Source organism: Flavobacterium sp. YJ01, assembly GCF_029320955.1.
GTDB lineage: Bacteria > Bacteroidota > Bacteroidia > Flavobacteriales > Flavobacteriaceae > Flavobacterium.
In genome coordinates this window covers 2,469,082-2,488,271 of record NZ_CP119757.1, presented here as the reverse complement: position 1 = coordinate 2,488,271, position 19,190 = coordinate 2,469,082, and the positions used below count along the sequence as shown (strand labels likewise).

Here is a 19,190-nt window from a genome sequence, read left to right as displayed (position 1 = left end):
AGTAATATAAGATAATATAAATTGGTTTTGCTAAAAATGAACTTACATCACTTATATGGTTTAAATTTTTCTTTTGACTATTTTTGAATTCAAATTTTAACAAAATGAATAAATTCGTAAAAATCGCAATAGCTTTAATTATTTGTTTAACAGTTGGATATTCTGCAAGTTTGGTGACAAGACCAAGTATTGAGACTTGGTATGTAGATTTAGAAAAACCAGTTTTTAATCCGCCAAATTGGATCTTTATGCCAGTTTGGACTGTTCTTTATATTTTTATGGCAGTTGCGGCGGCTTTAGTTTGGGACAATATTAAAGTGCAAACCGAAAAAGTAAAAACGGCGCTTCTTTTCTTTATAATTCAGCTAATCTTAAATGCAATTTGGTCTTATTTATTCTTCGGTTTAAAAAATCCGATGCTGGCTTTAATCGAAATTGTGCTTTTATGGCTAATGATTTACGAAACGTATTTGAAATTCACCAAAATAAATAAGATTTCTGGATATTTATTGATTCCGTATTTAGTTTGGGTTGGATTTGCAACGGTTTTAAATGCAAGTATTTGGTGGTTGAATAAATAAGTTTTGTTTCAGGTTTCAGGTTTTCTTTGTTTCAAGTTAAACTACTTCAAATTCTTAAACTCTTCATTTTTAATATAAAGGAAATCCATTATTTCGAAATCATTTGATTTCTCTAAAAGGGTTTTAGATTTCGGATCGGCATTACAAAAGTTTAAGAAAATTTCTTTTTCTTCGGGTTTTATTTTCAAATTTTTGATGAAAAAATCTGGAGGAAAAGAAGCGACGATAAGTTTCTTAAAACGGTCATCACGAGGCTCAATTTTTTTCTTCGGTTTATCAAAAATGGGATAACTGAAATCTAATCCATTTTTAATTCTACCGTCATAAACATTCACTTTTGAAGTTACTTCATCAAATTGTTTACGATTTTTAATCTCCTTTATTTTTTCCTTATTATTGGCGATATTTTTAATTTCGTTTTTATTAAAAACAGATCTAGAAACTACAACATTATCCAATTCTTCAGCTTTTGCAATCATTTCAACAACCAGATTGTTTTTTTCTAAATCTTTCAACGTTACTTTCAATCTTGTAAATAAGTAATCCTTTGAGAAAAATAACAAACTGTCTTTCTCTTTTACTAAAATTGAAAACTCTCCCAATTCATTTGTTCTCGCACTAATTTGGGCAGTTTTATTAATTACTTCAACTTTGTCAAGCGGAATGTCTTGCGAAATAACTTTTCCGTTCAATACTTTTTCGGTTTGAGAAATACTTAATTGATACGTGAAAAAAGAAATGGTTGTGAGTAATTTTACTTTCATAAAAGAATTTTTATTTTTAATTACTGTTTTAACTTCTTAAATTCTTCGTTTTTAGCATATAAAAAATCCATAACAGTCAAAACATTTTGATTTTCCAGAAGCGTTTTCGATTTCGGATCTGAGTCGCAAAAAGCAATAAAAAGCTCTTTTTCTTCAGGTTTTAGTTTTAAATTTTTAATGAAAAAATCGGGTGGACAATAAGCTATTACCAATTTCTTAAAACGGTCGTCTGCAACTTCAATTGTTTTCTTCTGCTTGCCTTTTAAAGGAAATGAAACTCGAAGCCCTTCTCTAATTGTATTATCATTAACTCCTGTATTCCAAAATAAATCTTTGGCATTTTTACCGATTAATACATCTGCGGTAGCATCAGCATTAACCTTCACTTTATCAAATTCGACTTTAGTTATTACAACTTCATTCAATTCTTCAGGTTTCAGTATCGTATTCACAATTAGATTATTCTGATTTATATTCTTCTGAGAAATTTTCAACCTTGAGAAAAAAGAATCTTTATAGAAAAAAATAAGACTGTCCTGCACTTTTACTAAAATCGAAAACTCCCCCAATTCATTTGTTCTCGTGCTGGTTTTGGCAGTTTTGTTAATTACTTCGACTTTGTTGAGCGGAATGTTTTGCGAAAGAACTTTTCCGTTCAATACTTTTTCGGTTTGAGAAATACTTAATTGATACGTGAAAAAAGAAATTGTAGTAAGTAGTTTTAATTTCATTTAATGGCTTTTAGTTTTTGATTTCAGAACTTAGTTTCTTGAATTCTTTGTTTTTAGTGTGTAAAAAGTCCATAGTGTAAAGTAAGTTTTTCTGCTGTACAAGAGTTTTGGCATTCGGATCGGCGTCACAGAATTGTAAAAACAAATCTTTTTCTTCAGAATTTATTTTTAAGTCATTCGTAAAAAAATCTATTGGAACTGTTGCTTCGGCTAATTGTTTAAAATCTAATTCTTTGAATTTAATAGCTTTTATTTTTTTATCCTTTTTTCTAAACAAACTGAAAACAGCCAGTAAATTCACTCCGTTAGTAACGCCAGTATAAACGCCAGGATTAGATATTGCGGGTCTTGGCACTATCAAAGAATTTTCATCGGCAGGGCTAACTTTAGGAAATTTTATCTCCGTAATTAAAACTTCATCAAGTTCTTCAGGTTTCAGAATCATATTCACAATAATATTGTTCTGATCTATATTTTGTTGAGAAATTTTTAATCGTTTAAAAAAGTAATCTTTAGAGAAAAAAATCAAACTGTCTTTTGGGCGAACTAAAATTGAAAACTCTCCCAATTCATTTGTTCTTGTGCTTGTTTTGGCAGTTTTATTAATTACTTCCGCTTTATTAAGCGGAATATTCTGGGAGAGAACTTTTCCATTTAATACTTTTTCGCTTTGAGAAAAGCTAAGTTGGTAGGTGAAAATAGAAATTGTGGTAAGTAATTTTACTCTCATACAGGATTAATTAGTTGAGAGTAAAATTATTAGAATAGTCTTAATGAAAACTTACGGAATCTGTAAATTCTTGTTAATTAAAATTAATTGAGTTTTTGAATTGCTCCAATTCACCATTATCAAATAAAACCGGACCATGACCAAAACACAGTATTTTAGGTTGTAACAAAGCGAGTTTTAAAATCGATTTTCTATTGGTTTCTTTGTCGGCTGTGAACAAATTGGGAGGTTCATGAAGCCCAACTTTTGTGGTTAATAGATTCATGTTGGTTAGAACGTCGCCCACAATTAAAACGCCGTCTTTTTCTCTGAAAAAAGATAAATGTCCTCGTGAATGCCCAGGAGTTTCAATAACGGTAAATCCGCCAATTAGATCGCCTTCTTTTAAAGTTTGAGAAACGGAATGTCCTTTTCCTGCCCAGAAGTTTTTCTGAAATTTCGAAATAATATGATTCGGGTTTGGGTATTCGAGAATTACATTTCCGTTTTCAGCAAATTCTTTTTCGGGCTCACTGCACAAAAGCGGAATGTTCAAAGTTTCGCAGATTATTTTGCTGCTTCCTTGATGGTCTGCGTGCGCATGAGTCAGCGCGTGTTTGGTTATGTTTTTGTCTTTTAAAGCTTTTAGAATTATTCCGCTTGAACTTCTAATTCCAGCATCAATTAAAACATCTTCAATTAGAAAACAATTAATTGTGTTTCTTGGAAATAACGGAATTTGGTAAACGTCTTTGGCAATATTCTTCATCTTTTCAAATTTAATTTTGACAAAGATTTGAATTCCGATTTTCAATCCACTTGATAAATGTTAAGAAATATCTTGACGGATTCTGCTCAAAGATTCTGGAGTGATTCCGAGAAAAGAGGCGATATAAATTAAAGGTGTTCGCTGAATTATTTTGGCTGGAGCCGATGCTAAAAAAGTATGATATTTTTCTTTTGCGGGAATCATTTGCAGTTTGAGAACACGATCTGCCATGCAAAGGTAATTTTGCTCAGCTAAAATTCTTCCAACACGTTCCCAATTTGGAATTTGGTTGTATAAAAACTGCATTTTCTCGTAAGATATCGAAAGCACTTCGCAATCTTCAATACATTGAATATTTTCAAAAGAAACCGATTGATTTATAAAACTAGAATAAGAAGCAATAAAACCTTCGTCGCAGCTTAAATAAGTGGTAATTTCTTTTCCATTTTTTAAATAATAAACTCGTGCTAAGCCTTCAACAATAAAAAAGATTTTACTGCTGATTTTTCCCATTGAAGAAAGAAAATCTTTAGCTGTAAACTTTTCATATTCAAAACAAGAATCAATCCTTTCGATTTCATTTTCAGAAAACGAAGTGATTGATAGGATTTGTTTTTGTAATGAAGGATTCATGATTTACAATATTTCGATTAATTCCGAAGCATTGTTGATAACCAATTTTGCACCGCTAGTTTTTAGTTCTTCTTGGGTTCTGTAACCCCAAGTAACGCCAACTGGAAACATATTGGCATTTACTGCCGTTTGCATATCAATGTCAGAATCGCCTACGAAAAGAATTTCTTCTGGTTTTAAATTCCATTTTTTGCTAATTTCTAAAGCTTCAAATGGATTTGGTTTTTTAAGTTCTTCTGTACTCAAACCAACTGCTGTATCGAATTGTTTTGGAAATAATTCATAAGCTATTTTCTTTGTCAATTCGTCGGCTTTGTTAGAGAAAACCGCCATTTTAATGTTTTGCGAAGTTAGATTTTCCAACAGTTCAACAATTCCTTCATAAGGTTTTGTTTTGAGCGTACAGATTTTAGTGTATTCATCGACCATACATTCAAAACAACTTTCAATTTCATCATCAGAATTGTTTGTGGCTGGCAATGCTTTGCTTACCAAATTTCGTAAACCATTTCCGATAAAATATTGATAAGTATCGTAATCATGTGTTGGGTAACTTAGAGCGGTAAGCACTTTATTCATCGCATCCGAGATATCGTGTAATGAATCTACTAGTGTTCCGTCTAAATCAAAAATAATTCCTTTAAATTTCATTTTGTATTAAATATTTTGAGCCAGAATAAACCCGCTTGTCCAGGCATTCTGAAAATTAAATCCACCAGTTATGGCATCGATATTTACAATTTCACCCGCAAAATAAAGATTTTCATGAATTTTGCTTTCCATTGTTTTGAAGTTGATCTCTTTTAAATCGATTCCGCCCGCCGTTACGAATTCTTCTTTAAAAGTACTTTTTCCGTTTACTTTAAATTCGGCTTTCGTTAGTTGTGAAGTTAGATTTTGCAATTGAATTTTAGATAAATCTGCCCATTTCGTTTCAGAATCAATTCCCGAAGCGAGAACCAAACTTTCCCATAAACGATTCGGAAAGTCAAAAGGCGATTTTTTAGAAACGGCTTTTTTGGCGTGTTCCTGTTTTAAATCTTTTAGGATTTTTTCGGCATCTTCAAAATCAACATCATTTAACCAATTTACGAAAATGGTAAACTGATAATTTTTATCGTGCAGAATGCGTGCGCCCCAAGCCGAAAGTTTTAAAATTGCAGGTCCGCTCATTCCCCAATGCGTGATTAATAAAGGTCCTGTAGATTCTAGTTTAGTATCTTTTACTTTTACGGTAACTTGTGCCGCTACGCCCGGCAATTCCTTAATTCGAGAATCTTTGATATTGAAAGTGAATAGGGAAGGAACGGGGCTCACAATTGCGTGTCCGTGCTCCTGAAGCATTTCCCAGATTTTAGGATTGCTTCCCGTTGCCATTACTAATTTTTCGGCAGCATAATTATCGGTTTGTGTATCTATTTTCCAATGATTTTCTTTTTTGAAAATGGATTGTACACTTTGACCTGTCAGCACTTTTATGCCTAATTTTTCAGTTGCTTTTAGAAAACAATCAATTATAGTTTGTGATGAATTGGAAACAGGAAACATTCTTCCGTCTTCTTCGATTTTTAATTCTACGCCATGTTTTTCGAACCATTCAATTGTGTCTCCCGAACAAAATTGATGAAAAGGTCCTCGAAGTTCTTTTTCTCCGCGAGGATAAAATTTTACCAACTCGTTTGGTTCAAAACAAGCGTGCGTTACGTTACAGCGTCCACCGCCAGAAACGCGGACTTTAGAAAGTACTTCTTTTCCTCTTTCTAAAATGGCGATTTTTAGTTTCGGATTTTTCTCTGCAATGTTAATTGCAGTAAAAAAACCAGCAGCGCCTCCGCCAACAATTATTATATCGAAATTTTTAATCATACTTTTATCTTTTTGCCACGACTCGAGCGATAGCGAACTGGCGTAGCAATTGCACGAATTGGCACTAATTTTTTTTATTTGCCACAGATTATACAGATTAAAAAGGATTTTTTCTTTTGCCACGAATTTCACAAATTTCCACGAATTAATTTATTCTATTTAAATTTGTGCCAATTCGTGCAATTCGTGGCAAACAAATCTGTGTTAATCCTTTTAATCTGTGGCTGAAAATTTATATTTTATCTGGATTATCAGAGATAATTCCGTCTACTTTGTAACTTTTTACTTTTTGAATGTCTTCTTCTGAGTTTACTGTCCAAGGCAAAACCAAAAATCCTTTTTCCTGAATTTGTCGAACATTTTCTTCATTCAATAAATTAAAATCAGGATGAATGGCTTTTGCTTTTATTTTTTCGACGAAAGCCAAAGCATTATCTATATCTTCTTCTGTTAGAACACCAATCGGGATATTTGAATTTAGATTTGATGTTTCTTGCAGCATATTCCAATCAAAACTTGAAATAATAAAATCCTCGTATTTCCAGTTTTTTTCTGCAATGTATTTTTCAATTAATGCAACAACTTTAGGCGCAGTTCCCAAACCTTTTAATTCAATATTGATCAGACATTTTTTGTCAACTAAATCAAAAACTTCATTTAAAGTTGGGATTTGATATTTTCCATCAATCAAAAATGATTTTAATTCTGCTAAAGTAAAATCATTTACTAAACCTTTTCCGTTAGCAGTTCTGTCGATAGTTTCGTCGTGAATTACGATAATATATTCGTCAGCGCTAAGGTGAACATCAAGTTCAATTCCGTCAGAATTTAGATCTAAGGCTTTTTGGAAAGCTTGTAAAGTATTTTCAGGTTCGTAGGCTTTGGCGCCTCGATGTGCAATCTTTAAAACATTCATTTTATAAAGGTTCAGAGTTGCAAAGGTACAAAGTAGCAAAGGAAAAATAATAGCCACAGATTAAAGGATTAAAATGATTTTTTCTTTTGCCACGAATTACACTAATTTCCACGAATTAATTTATTCTATTTAAATTTGTGAAAATTGGTGTAATTCGTGGCAAACAAATCTGTGTTAATCTTAATAATCTGTGGCTAAAAACCTTTGCGAACCTTACGTAAAACTTTGCGCTTAAACTTTTAAATCTCTTCTAATAGAACAATATCAAAATCATTGTCAATAATAACTTTTCCATCAATTACTTCCACTTCTTGATTCGAATAAGTGTCTTTTAGTTTTGTTCCGTTTGGGAAGACGTCGCCAACAGGAAGTTCTTTTCTGCCTTTTGGTAAATCTACTCCCATAACTACTTTATCTGTAAAAGAACCTTTTGTAAATGTTCTGGAAAAAGTATAAGGATATGAATTAATAAGTTTATGAACGCCCGCTCCAACTGCAGGGTGATTTCGTCTAAACTGACCTAATTTCTGCCAATGCAAAAGTGTTTTCTGTGTTTCAGGATTATTCTGAATATCGTTCCAATTCATGTTTGAACGTAATGTTGCATCGCCATTTGTGCCTTCAATTACTAAAGAACGATTCGATTCATCACCATAATAAACTTGAGACATCCCTGGAGAAAGTAAAAGTTTAGTTCCCGCTTCAATTCCTTTTACTCGGTTGGCATCAAAAGGCTGTCCGTCGTCGTGAGAGGACATATAATTAAGGACAGAATATCCTTTTAATTCATTGTTTAAAGCATTTGAATATTTAGAAAATAAACCTTCATAATCGTTTTGAGCGGCATTCCATTTAAATTCAAAATTAATCATGCTGTTGAAACCGTTTTGGAAATAATTGACTTTTCGATCTCCAAAATCATAATCCTGTCCACCGCTGATTCCGTAACCGTAAACTTCGGCAATCGTATAAAACGGATTCTGATCTAAAACCTGCATCGGATGGTGTTTTTTCCAAGTTTCAAAAGCATAATCACATTCTTTTTTAAAGTCTGCCCAAACGCCTTCTTCGGTATGTTTTACGGTGTCGGCGCGGTAGCCGTCAATTCCGAATTCGGTAATATAATCCGTAAGCCATTTTATGATGTAATATTTTGGAGTTCTTGGGTAACCTGTTCTTTTAAAGAACTCGTCCAATGAAGCAATTTCTTTTTCGTAACGACCTTCTTTTTTCCATTTTTCGATTAAAAAAGGAGGCAATTCTACATTTTGAGTACTTTCAGTTTTTACATCTGGAAGATTTTCTACCAAAGTACACATTGTAGTATTTTCAAATGACTTGTAATCGCAGACAACGCCAGTTCTTACCCAGTCTGAAGGCCAAACGGGATCTTCTGGAGTTACGGGGCCAGTATGATTGATTACGCCGTCAAGAATTATTCTGATGCCTTTTTCATGTGCTTTTTTAACAAGATTTGCTAAGTCCTCTTTGGTTCCGAAGTTTGGATCGAGAGCCGTCCAGTCTTTTGCCCAATAGCCATGAAAGCCATAACTCAATCCCGTTCCTTCGTCAACTCCGTCGTGGATTTGCTCGACAATCGGCGTAAGCCAAATGGCATTTATTCCTAACTTTTCAAAATATCCTGATTCTATTTTTTTGGTTATTCCGATGATATCTCCGCCTTCAAATCCACGCAGTTTTCCAGGAGTTTTGGTTCGGTTAAAATTGACATCGTTTGAAGTATCTCCATTGTAAAAACGATCTGTAAGTAAAAAATAAACATTTGCCCCTTCCCAAACGAAAGGTGTTTTCGAAGTATTATTCATTGTAACTGATTTTGAGCCAGAACAACTCATTGTTAAGTATACTAAAGATAAAAAAAGGAAAGTGTATTTTTTCATTTATTCTAAATTTAACGAAGATTTATAATAAAGTTTTGCCACAGATTACAAGATTAAAATGATTTTTTAAATCTGTGATAATCCTTTAATCTGTGGCAATAAAAATTTTAAACACATAGAGACATAGATTTTCTTTGTCTTAAAAAGATTTAAATAAATGACTCGTCATTTACACATAGCTTTGTGTACTTACGATAGCTATGTTTATTTAAACAAGTGAAACGCCTCTTATCGAACTAAAAAAATCTATGTCTCTATGTGTTTAAATAAAATAGTTATTCCAATTCTAAAACCAAAGCTGATTTTGGCTCTAAAGTAATTTCTGTAGCTAAATCGAATGTTTTTCCTGTAATTACATCTTTTCCTAATTTAAAGTTTTTGATGTTTTCTTTAAAACGATTGGTTTTTACAACTTGCTCTTTTGCATTGTTATTGAAAACTACCATTACCGTTTTTGTATCCGTATATCTGAAATATACATATGTATTGTTTTCAGGAATATAATGTGTCATTTTTCCGAAATGAACTGCTTCATTCGATTTTCTCCAGTTGAATAATTTTGAACTGAAATCAAAGAAAGCTGCTTGTTCTTTAGTTCTTCCTTCTTTTGTAAAAGCGTTGTTTTTATCTCCAGCCCATCCTCCTGGGAAATCCTGACGAATATCGGCATCGCCGCCTTTACCTTTATCACCACCCATTCCGATTTCTGATCCGTAATAGATTTGCGGAATTCCACGAACTGTTGCCAATAAAGTCATTGCCAGTTTGTATTTTGGTAAATCATATTTGAATTTTTCGTTCATACGATCTGTATCGTGATTTTCGGAAAAAACCAAAATATTATTAGTGTTTGGATATAAAAAATCCATTGCAAAATTGTTGTAGAATTTAATCAATCCGCTGTCCCAATTTGGTTCATCTTCACTGAAAGCAGAAGTAATTTGACTCTGAAGCGTAAAATCCATTACAGATGGAAGGTTTGAATTGTAGTTTTCAATTGCTCCAATTTTACTGTCTTTTTGCCAAAAAGCTAAATTAGCTTGATTGTGCATCCAGATTTCACCCACAATATTAAAATTAGGATATTCATCTGTAATGGCTTTTGCCCAATTTGCCATTGCCGTTTTATCTGAATAGTTATAAGTATCAACTCTAAATCCGTCAAGATTAGCAAATTCAATCCACCAAATAGCATTTTGAGTTAAGTATTTGGCAACAAGTGGATTTCTTAAATTTAAATCCGGCATTGAAGGAACGAACCATCCGTCTACACAAACTTCTTGATCTATTTTTGAAGCGTGAATATCGGTAATTACTTCGCGTCTGTGGTGTGTTTGAGTGAAAGTTTCAAATTGATTGAACCATGTTTTGGTTGGAATATCTTTCATCATCCAATGCGTAATTCCCCAGTGATTGGTCACATAATCCATAACCAGTTTCATGTTTTTTTTGTGCATTTCTGCCGATAAACGAGCGTAATCGTCATTTGTTCCGTAACGCGGATCGATTTTGTAAACATCAGATTGTCCGTAAGTATGATATGAATGCTGTTTATCGTTGTCTTCGCATAAAGGCGTGCTCCAAATTGTGGTTGCACCAAGAGACGAAATATAATCTAAGTTTTTGATAATTCCTTCAATATCCCCGCCGTGACGTCCGCTTGGATCTTGACGGTTTCCTTTTTCAGTTAAAGAAGCATCGCTATCGTTTTTCGGATTTCCGTTAGCAAAACGATCCGGCATGATTAGGTAAATTAGATCAGATGCATCATAACTTTTTCTGTCGGCAGAATTGGCTCTTCTCTCTTTAAGAGCATATTTTTGAGTAAAAGCGACTTTATTTTTGTTTTTGAATGAAAAAGTTAATTCAGAAGCTTTTACATCTTTTGTATCGATGGTTACAAAAAGGTAATTGGGATTTTCTGTTTTCTCAACGTTTTTAATCGCCACATTATTAGAAACAGAAGCTTCATACTGTGCAATATTTTTTCCGTAGAACATAATTTGCAGTTCCGAATTTTTCATTCCTGCATACCAAAATGGCGGTTCTACTTTTTGGATTTGCGCTTTCGCGGAAGCGGAAAATAACAAAACTATTAGGACTAGTTTGTAGAATATGTGGTTTGTATTAAAATATGTTTTTTGGATGTTCATAATTTGACTTTTAAATTAATGAAAATTTAATTATTGTTCTTTTCAATTGGGGGCGGTGGAGGCGGAGGTGGAAAAACGGATTCTGAAGTTTTATAAATAAGATGTTTTTTAGTCTCCTTTAAAATGAGGTTTTTCTTGATCTTGTTTATCCATCCCGCAATTGAATCAATCTCTTTCGGAGTTTCATGGCTATGTGCAAATATTGTTTTGCTTTTATTGTCTTTTTTTATAGCAATTGCATAGGAACTTCCATCAAGATAATTCTCGTAATATTCAGATTTGTATTTGAATAGATTGACTTTGTCTATGTAATTATATAGTTTTAGTTTTTCCTCAGGATTTATAATTCCATAATATTGTGTTTTTCTTTTTGGTTCGGAAATACTGTCGTCAAAGTCTTTTGCAATCCATTCTTGATATATATAAACAGTATCATTGTCGGTGAATTTTAGAGAATAAAGTTCGCTAAATGTTCCTCCATAAGAATATTCTAATGAATCAAATGTTTTCTCTTTTTTACTGCAACTAAAAAGTAATAAGCTTGTAAAAATGATTATTGACTGTTTCATATTATTTAGATTTCTTCTGTTCAAGCATCCATTTATAAATTTCAGGTTTTGTTTCGTATAAATACTGAATTTCATGACCTTCATTTTCTAAACGTGTAAATTTGAAATTGTTTTTGGTTGTACATGATTCAAGACCTTTTGCAATTCTTTCTGTTTCACTAAATGGAATTTTATCATCGGCAGTTCCGTGAAAAGCCCAAATTGGAATTTTACTGAGATTGCAGACTCTTGTTAAATCGCTGTCGTTAATGCCGCCGCAAAGCGCAACAACAGCTGCGAATTTATCAGGAAAATCTAAAGCCGTAATATATGCACCGTAACCTCCCATACTGATTCCGGTAATGTAAATTCTGCTTTTATCTATTCTATATTTTACTTCTAAATCGGCATATAATGTTTCGAACCAATTTTCAGTTGACCAGTATTTATTGTCTGGACATTGAGGCGAAGCAATTATAAAATCAAAATCCTGACCTTTTTCTACTAAATAGGGAAGACCGTAGATTTTAAGTTTATTCAAATCATTCCCTTTTTGCGAACCGCCATGCAAATAAATTACTAGCTGATATTTTTTGGCTCCTTTGGTATAGTCTTTCGGCAAATACAAAAGATAATCATAAGATGCTTTTGTTTTGGTTTGGGAATATGTATTAAATCCAAAAGTGGCAAAAAGGAAAATCAAGAAATTAATTTTGAAGCGCATATTAAATTTATCTAGAGATGAAGAAAATAGTTACCTCAAATTTAATTTCTTAATTTGAATTTATAGTAAAAAGACAAGTAATCATAGGGGGGAATTACTTGTCTTTTAGAAAATTATTTGTTTTCAATAATGCTTATCGTATAACCTCCTCCTGGAGCAGAAAACTGAGATAATTTTGATTTGTTTGTTACAGCAATTTTCTTGATAGTATAAGCTTGCGGATTCGTTTTGTAATGCGCATCTTTTGCATCAGCATAAATTGTAGCTGTGTATTTTTTTCCTTTTTCAAGGAAGCTGAAATCGATGTTTGAAGTACGAGGAGTTTCACCGTTTACGTTTCCAACGAACCAGTTGTTTGTTCCTTTTGCTTTACGAGCAACTGTAATGAAATCTCCTGGTTCAGCTTCAATATATTTACTTTCTGACCAGTCTACAGCTACGTCTTTAATGAATTGGAATGCATCTGGGAAACGGTTGTAGTTTTCTGGAGTATCAGCAGCCATTTGTAATGGACTGTACATAGTAACATATAAAGCCAATTGGTTTGCAATTGTACTGTTTACATGCGATTTGTTTTCAGGATTCATTTTGCTAATATCCATTTCGAAGATTCCCGGTGTATAATCCATTGGACCTCCAATTAAACGTGTAAAAGGCAATACCGTTACGTGATTTGGTTTAGAACCTCCAAACGCTTGGTATTCTGTTCCTCTTGCTGCTTCGTTTCCAATTAAGTTAGGATACGTTCTAGCAATTCCTGTTGGACGAACCGCTTCGTGAGCGTTCACCATAATTTTGTAATCAGCTGCTTTTTCGATAGCATATTGATAGTGGTTTACAATCCATTGGCTATAATGATTTTCACCTCTTGGTAAAATATCACCTACATAACCACTTTTTACAGCATCATATCCGTTATCGTTCATGAATTTGTAAGCAGCATCCATGTGGCGCTCGTAGTTACGAACAGATCCTGAAGTTTCGTGGTGCATGATGATTTTTACACCTTTAGATTTTGCGTATTCGTGTAAACCTTTTACATCAAAATCTGGGTAAGGTGTTAAGAAATCAAAAACATAATCTTTAGAGTGTCCAAACCAGTCTTCCCAGCCTTCGTTCCATCCTTCCACTAAAACAGCGTCGAAACCATTTGCAGCAGCGAAGTCAATGTATTTTTTTACGTTAGCATTGTTTGCTCCGTGAGTTCCGTTTGGTTTTGCTTTCGCGAAATCAGTCACACCTAATTGAACTGTTGGGTAATCATTTGTGTAAGACCAAGAGCTTTTTCCTGTAATCATTTCCCACCAAACACCAATGTATTTTACTGGCTTGATCCAAGAAGTATTTTCAATTTTTGATGGATCGTTTAAGTTGTAAGTCATTTTTGAAGCTAAGATTTCTCTAGCGTCATCGCTCACAATAATAGTTCTCCAAGGAGAGTGGCTTGGCGCCTGCATATATCCTTTATCTCCTTTTGCATCTGGCGTTAACCAAGACGTAAAAGTCATGTTTTTATCATCTAAATTCAAGTGCATACAAGAATAGTTGATCAAAGCCGCTTCGTGTAAGTTGATGTAGATTCCGTCGTTTGTTTTTAACATCAAAGAAGTCTGAACTCCTGTTGGTGAAAATGATTTTTGAGAAACGTTTGCGGTATATGCTTTTTCAGATAAACCTCTAATTTCAGATAATTTCGATTTTGTATAATCGTATTCTTGAGTGTCATAATCTCCTGGAATCCAGAAAGCAGTATGATCTCCGGTCATTGCAAATTGAGATCTTTCTTCTTTGATTACAAAGTAAGTAAGATTCTTTTGCGCTGGAAATTCATATCTAAATCCAAGTCCGTCTTCGAATAAACGGAAACGAATTACGATTTGTCTGTCTGTTCCTTTTTGGTTTAAAGTTACAGCCAATTCATTATAATGATTTCTGATGTGATCTACTTCTCCCCAAACTGGTTTCCAAGTTTCATCAAAAGTGGAAGTTTTTGTATCAACAACAGTAAAATCGTTCAATAAAGATTTTTTATCGTCTTTAAGTTCAAGACCAAGTTTACTGGTTTTTACAACTTCTTTGTTTTTGTATTTTAAATTGTACGTTGGAGTTCCGTCGTTTTGAAGAGAAAATTCCATTACGAACTTGCCTTCGGGTGATTTTAATTGCTGCGCTTTTGCAACCGTGCTAAACGCAAACAAAATTAAACTTGCGAAAAATAAGTTTTTCATGTTTTTTAGATTTTTAGTGTATTGTAATTTAATTAATTTGTACAAATTTACTTGCAATTTCAGGATTTCCATTAACGATAATTGTTAAATCTTGATCGCCGTCTACAGTAAAAGTTGTTTCGTTGTGATTTACAGCTACTTTTAAAATTTGATTTCTGAAATTAATTTTAAAAGAATATCCTTTCCATTCTTTTGGGATTTTTGGTGAGAAATGCAATTGGTCATTTTTAACACGCATTCCTCCAAAGCCTTCCACGATACTCATCCATGTACCGGCCATTGACGTGATATGACAACCTTCTTCCACTTCTTTATTATAATCGTCCAAATCCAAACGAGATGTTCTTAAATAAAATGTATATGCCATGTCCATTTTATCTAATGCCGCTGCCTGAATAGAGTGTACGCAAGGCGAAAGCGAACTTTCGTGAACAGTAAACGATTCGTAAAACTCGAAATTTCGTTTTAATTCGTCTTTTGAGAAATGATCTTCAAAGAAATAGAATCCTTGTAAAACGTCGGCTTGTTTAATGTATGGCGAACGTAAAACACGATCCCAAGACCATTTTTGATTAATTGGACGCTGTGAACGATCTAAATCTTTTACCGGAACTAAATCCTTGTCTAAGAAACCATCTTGCTGCAAGAAGATCCCAAGTTCTTTAGAAATAGGAAAATACATATCATCAGCCACTTTTTTCCATTCCTGAATTTCATTCGCCGAAAGGGTAACTTTTTCTAAAATGCGTTTGTGATCTGCAGGATATTCTGAAGCCACTTTTTCAATTTGTTCAGCAGCAAAATCAATACACCATTTTGCAATATAATTGGTGTAGAAATTATTGTTGATGTTATTTTCGTATTCGTTTGGTCCTGTAACACCAAGAATTACATACTGATTTTTATCTTTTGAGAAAGAAGCTCTTTGGTGCCAAAAACGCGCAATTCCGATTAAAACTTCTAAACCTTTTTCAGGAATATAAGAGTAATCGCCGGTGTAACGGTAATAGTTGTAGATCGCAAAAGCAATCGCTCCATTTCTGTGAATTTCTTCGTGCGTGATTTCCCATTCGTTGTGGCATTCTTCACCATTCATGGTAACCATTGGATAAAGTGCCGCGCCGTTTTTGAAACCTAAGTTATCCTTAGCATTTTCAATCGCTTTATCTAATTGATTGTAACGATACGTCAATAAGTTTCTCGCAACTTGCTGATCTTTTGTCGCCATGTAAAACGGAATACAATATGCTTCAGTATCCCAATATGTTGATCCGCCATATTTTTCTCCGGTGAAACCTTTTGGACCAATATTTAAACGAGAATCTTTTCCTGAATAGGTCTGGTTTAATTGGAAAATGTTGAAACGAATTCCCTGTTGCGCTTTTACATCGCCTTCAATCGTAATATCTGACATTTCCCAAACTTTTGCCCAAGCATCAATTTGATTTTGAAGCAAGGTTTCGTAACCTAAAGCAACAGCAGATTTGATTACTTTTTCGGCTCCAGCCAAAGTATTTTCGTGGTTTAAAGAAACGGTATAACCACCAATTTTTTGGATTGATGAGGTTTGTCCTTTTGCGATAATCGTTCCGTATGTGTACTGAACTTTATCTGTTGTTGAATCGATTGTCGATGGCGAAACGTTGATGTTTTCTCCGTTTGCCAAAATCGTATTGTGCATGAAAGTCGTAACTTTAAAATGCGTTTTAAACGTTTGAGCCGTTACAAAAGCTTCGTTTGTACTTTTTTTAACTTCAAGTGGTTCCCAGAATTTTTCTTCCCAGTTCGCATCTTCATTGGTTACACCAGCGTCAATATAAGGTTTGTAAACGATTTTTGCATCTTTATTTAAAGGTGTAATATCGTATTTAATGATTCCCGCTTCGTCTAAATCTAACGAAAGAAAACGACGAACATTTACCGCGATTTCAGTTCCGTTTTTTAGAATAGCTTCAAAAGAACGATTGTACCATCCTTCTTTCATATTCAATTCTCTGCGGAAGTTTCTAACTTCGGTACACGTATTTAAATCAAGATTTTCTTCGTTGATTTCAATGTCAATTCCAATCCAGTTTGGAGCGTTAAGTACTTTGGCAAAATATTTCGGATAACCGTTTTTCCACCAGCCCACTTTTGTTTTGTCTGGATAATATATTCCGGCAATATAACTTCCCTGAAAAGTTTCAGCAGAATAAGTTTCTTCAAAATTCGCACGCTGTCCCATAGCGCCGTTTCCGATACTAAAAAGACTTTCAGAAGATTTTACTCTCTCCGCATCAAATCCTTCTTCAATAATAGACCAATTGTCTGGTTTTATATAATCTTGGTTCATCTCTTTTTAATTAGATAATACGGCAATTTGATAATTAGATAATTGCCTTGGTTTTTAATAACTTTTTTACATTCATTTGAGCAATCAAAGAATTAGAATGTTTGTCAGCGAGATTAATTATCTAATTGACACATTTTCTAATTATCCAATTAACTCTTCAATAAAGCTTGTTTCGATTTGGGTAAAATCTTTAAAAATGTGATCAGCTTCATGTAAAATTGTTTCCTCACCAATTCCCACACTTACCATTTCTGCAATGTTTGCTGCCTGAATTCCGGCAACAGAATCTTCAAATACAATTGAATTTTTTGGATCAATGTTTAATAATTGAGCCGCTTTTAAGAAAACTTCAGGATCTGGTTTTGCATTGCTGACATCATTTCCGTCAACAATAACATCGAAGTAAGACAGAACTCCTGTTTTTTCTAAAATTGGTCTTGCATTTTTGCTGGCAGAACCTAATGCAATTCCTTGATTTTTATCTTTTAATAGTTTTAGAATTTTTAAAACTCCTGGAAGAACCTCACTTTCATCCATGTCCACTAAATAAGATAAATAATCTTCGTTTTTTTGAATCAACCATTTGTCTTTGTCTTCCTGAGAAGCCTGAACATTTCCTAATCCAAGTATAATGTCTAGAGAACGAACTCGGCTAACGCCTTTTAAAAGTTCATTGTCTTCATGTGTAAAATTTATATTTAACGATTTGGCGATTTTCTGCCAAGCCAAAAAGTGATATTTAGCAGTATCGACGATAACACCGTCAAGGTCGAAGATGAATGCTTTTTTATTATTCATGGATTTCAATTTTAGTTTTACTATTTACTCTAAGAGTCAATAATCCTGCGAAAATCATTGATACACCTCCAATTATTAGAGCGTAAATAGGTTCATTATGGAAGAATTGTTTGATTACAAATCCTAATATCGTAGCGGCTACGATTTGCGGAATTACTACGAAAAAGTTAAAAACTCCCATATAATAACCCATTTTTGCAGCTGGCAAAGCGCCAGATAACATAGCGTAAGGCATTGATAAAATACTTGCCCATGCAATACCAACTCCTAGCATTGGGAGGATAAGCATTTGTTTATCGCCAATAAAATAAACTGAAATTAAACCAACACCGCCTGCGCATAATGCCAATAAATGTGTTGCTCTAACGCCTACTTTTTTTGCGATAATTGGTAATAAGAAAGCAACTGCTGCGGCAATTCCGTTGTAAACTGTAAACAATACCGAAACCCAGTCGGCGGCATCATTGTAGGTTTTGGAAGTTGTGTCTGTAGTTCCAAAAATATGCTGCGTAACTGCTTGAGTGGTGTAAATCCACATGGAGAAAAGCGCAAACCAAGAGAAGAATTGAACCCAAGCTAATTTTTGCATTGTTTTTGGCATATTCAATAAATCCGTCATAATTATAGTAAAACCATTGTGGACTTTTTTAGTTCGTAACTGAGATGCAATTACAAATAAAACGCCCATAAAAATTAAACCAATAAATAGAATATAAAGTTCTTTAGCGAGGCTGTTTTCGAAAATTAAAAATGAAATTAATGCTCCGATACCAGCAAACAATAATCCTAAAAACAATTGTCTTTTTGTAGAAACGCCAGATTCTGTTTCAGAATTTGATACGTCTTCGGTGTCTTTTTTGCTGTTAGCTTCAAATGCATGAAGTTCTTCGGGAGTATATTCGGTTGATTTAAAAACGGTCCATAAAACGGAAAGCAGAAAAACAATTCCGCCAATATAAAAAGACCATTTTACTGCATCTGGAATAATTCCTTTAGGTGCAACATTGCTAACGTCAAAGACATTTGTAAAAAGATAAGGCAGAACAGAACCAACAACGGCACCTGTACCAATGAAAAAACTCTGCATAACAAAGCCCAATGCGCGCTGATGGTCGGGTAAATTATCGCCCACAAAAGCACGGAAAGGTTCCATTGAAACGTTTATCGAGGCATCCATTATCCATAAAGTTCCCGCAGCAATCCATAAAGTTGGAGAATTGGGCATTACGAACAAAGCCACCGATGACAAAATAGCACCAATTAAAAAATAGGGGCGTCTTCTGCCTAAACGAGTCCAGGTTCTATCGCTGAAATAACCAATAACGGGCTGAATAATTAAACCAGAAACAGGCGCAGCAATCCACAAAATTGGGATTTCGTCTATTTTAGCACCAAGGGTTTCAAAAATTCTTGAAGTATTTGCGTTTTGCAGTGCAAAACCAAATTGTATTCCTAAGAAACCGAAACTCATGTTCCAAATTTCCCAGAAACTTAATTTACGCTTTTCCATTATCGTAATTTGAAAATTATACGATAA

Annotated in this window: 17 protein-coding genes; 1 reads left to right on the top strand and 16 read right to left on the bottom strand. The window is 33.7% G+C overall.

All coding sequences use genetic code 11. The features are described from left to right. The first annotated feature begins 104 nt into the window (after nt 1–104). Entirely contained in the window at nt 105–581 is a 477-nt protein-coding gene (locus P0R33_RS10850) for a TspO/MBR family protein (RefSeq protein ID WP_276175456.1), read from the top strand. 41 nt (nt 582–622) lie between these two features. On the opposite strand, the gene P0R33_RS10845 is transcribed toward P0R33_RS10850, so the two are convergent. From P0R33_RS10845 to P0R33_RS10770, 16 genes are all read right to left on the bottom strand, one after another. Then, nucleotides 623–1,345: a hypothetical protein gene (locus P0R33_RS10845; RefSeq protein ID WP_276175455.1), complete on the bottom strand. Its 723-nt coding sequence runs from the start codon at nt 1,343–1,345 to the stop codon at nt 623–625. A 20-nt stretch (nt 1,346–1,365) separates the two neighbouring features. Beyond that, nucleotides 1,366–2,076 carry a hypothetical protein gene (locus tag P0R33_RS10840; protein WP_276175454.1) on the bottom strand — a complete coding sequence of 237 codons (711 nt, stop codon included), beginning with the start codon at nt 2,074–2,076 and terminating at the stop codon, nt 1,366–1,368. A 10-nt stretch (nt 2,077–2,086) separates the two neighbouring features. Further along, nucleotides 2,087–2,806 carry a hypothetical protein gene (locus tag P0R33_RS10835; RefSeq protein ID WP_276175453.1) on the bottom strand — a complete coding sequence of 240 codons (720 nt, stop codon included), beginning with the start codon at nt 2,804–2,806 and terminating at the stop codon, nt 2,087–2,089. A gap of 73 nt (nt 2,807–2,879) precedes the next feature. Further along, a complete protein-coding gene (locus P0R33_RS10830; protein WP_276175452.1) occupies nt 2,880–3,554 on the bottom strand; it encodes an MBL fold metallo-hydrolase in 675 nt (224 codons plus the stop codon). A gap of 60 nt (nt 3,555–3,614) precedes the next feature. Beyond that, on the bottom strand, nt 3,615–4,187 hold the full coding sequence (locus P0R33_RS10825) for a Crp/Fnr family transcriptional regulator (protein WP_276175451.1): 573 nt from the start codon (nt 4,185–4,187) through the stop codon (nt 3,615–3,617). A 3-nt stretch (nt 4,188–4,190) separates the two neighbouring features. Next, nucleotides 4,191–4,838: an HAD family hydrolase gene (locus tag P0R33_RS10820; RefSeq protein WP_276175450.1), complete on the bottom strand. Its 648-nt coding sequence runs from the start codon at nt 4,836–4,838 to the stop codon at nt 4,191–4,193. 6 nt (nt 4,839–4,844) lie between these two features. After that, the gene (locus P0R33_RS10815; protein ID WP_276175449.1) at nt 4,845–6,053 is read right to left on the bottom strand and encodes an NAD(P)/FAD-dependent oxidoreductase; all 1,209 of its coding nucleotides are present in this window, start codon (nt 6,051–6,053) and stop codon (nt 4,845–4,847) included. 232 nt (nt 6,054–6,285) lie between these two features. Then, entirely contained in the window at nt 6,286–6,969 is a 684-nt protein-coding gene (locus P0R33_RS10810) for a glycerophosphodiester phosphodiesterase family protein (protein ID WP_276175448.1), read from the bottom strand. A gap of 239 nt (nt 6,970–7,208) precedes the next feature. After that, the gene (locus P0R33_RS10805; RefSeq protein ID WP_276175447.1) at nt 7,209–8,870 is read right to left on the bottom strand and encodes an alpha-amylase family glycosyl hydrolase; all 1,662 of its coding nucleotides are present in this window, start codon (nt 8,868–8,870) and stop codon (nt 7,209–7,211) included. 275 nt (nt 8,871–9,145) lie between these two features. Then, nucleotides 9,146–11,023: a glycoside hydrolase family 13 protein gene (locus tag P0R33_RS10800; RefSeq protein WP_276175446.1), complete on the bottom strand. Its 1,878-nt coding sequence runs from the start codon at nt 11,021–11,023 to the stop codon at nt 9,146–9,148. A gap of 26 nt (nt 11,024–11,049) precedes the next feature. Then, a complete protein-coding gene (locus P0R33_RS10795) occupies nt 11,050–11,592 on the bottom strand; it encodes a hypothetical protein (protein ID WP_276175445.1) in 543 nt (180 codons plus the stop codon). Between the two features lies 1 nt (nt 11,593). Next, nucleotides 11,594–12,295: a prolyl oligopeptidase family serine peptidase gene (locus P0R33_RS10790; RefSeq protein WP_276175444.1), complete on the bottom strand. Its 702-nt coding sequence runs from the start codon at nt 12,293–12,295 to the stop codon at nt 11,594–11,596. A 113-nt stretch (nt 12,296–12,408) separates the two neighbouring features. Beyond that, nucleotides 12,409–14,523: a glycoside hydrolase family 97 protein gene (locus tag P0R33_RS10785; RefSeq protein WP_276175443.1), complete on the bottom strand. Its 2,115-nt coding sequence runs from the start codon at nt 14,521–14,523 to the stop codon at nt 12,409–12,411. Between the two features lie 28 nt (nt 14,524–14,551). Continuing rightward, the gene (locus P0R33_RS10780; protein ID WP_276175442.1) at nt 14,552–16,855 is read right to left on the bottom strand and encodes a glycoside hydrolase family 65 protein; all 2,304 of its coding nucleotides are present in this window, start codon (nt 16,853–16,855) and stop codon (nt 14,552–14,554) included. Nucleotides 16,856–16,996: 141 nt separating this feature from the next. Next, a complete protein-coding gene (gene pgmB, locus P0R33_RS10775) occupies nt 16,997–17,653 on the bottom strand; it encodes a beta-phosphoglucomutase (RefSeq protein WP_276175441.1) in 657 nt (218 codons plus the stop codon). Beyond that, nucleotides 17,646–19,163: an MFS transporter gene (locus tag P0R33_RS10770; RefSeq protein ID WP_276175440.1), complete on the bottom strand. Its 1,518-nt coding sequence runs from the start codon at nt 19,161–19,163 to the stop codon at nt 17,646–17,648. The genes pgmB and P0R33_RS10770 overlap by 8 nt, the downstream gene beginning before the upstream one ends. Nucleotides 19,164–19,190: the final 27 nt, after the last annotated feature.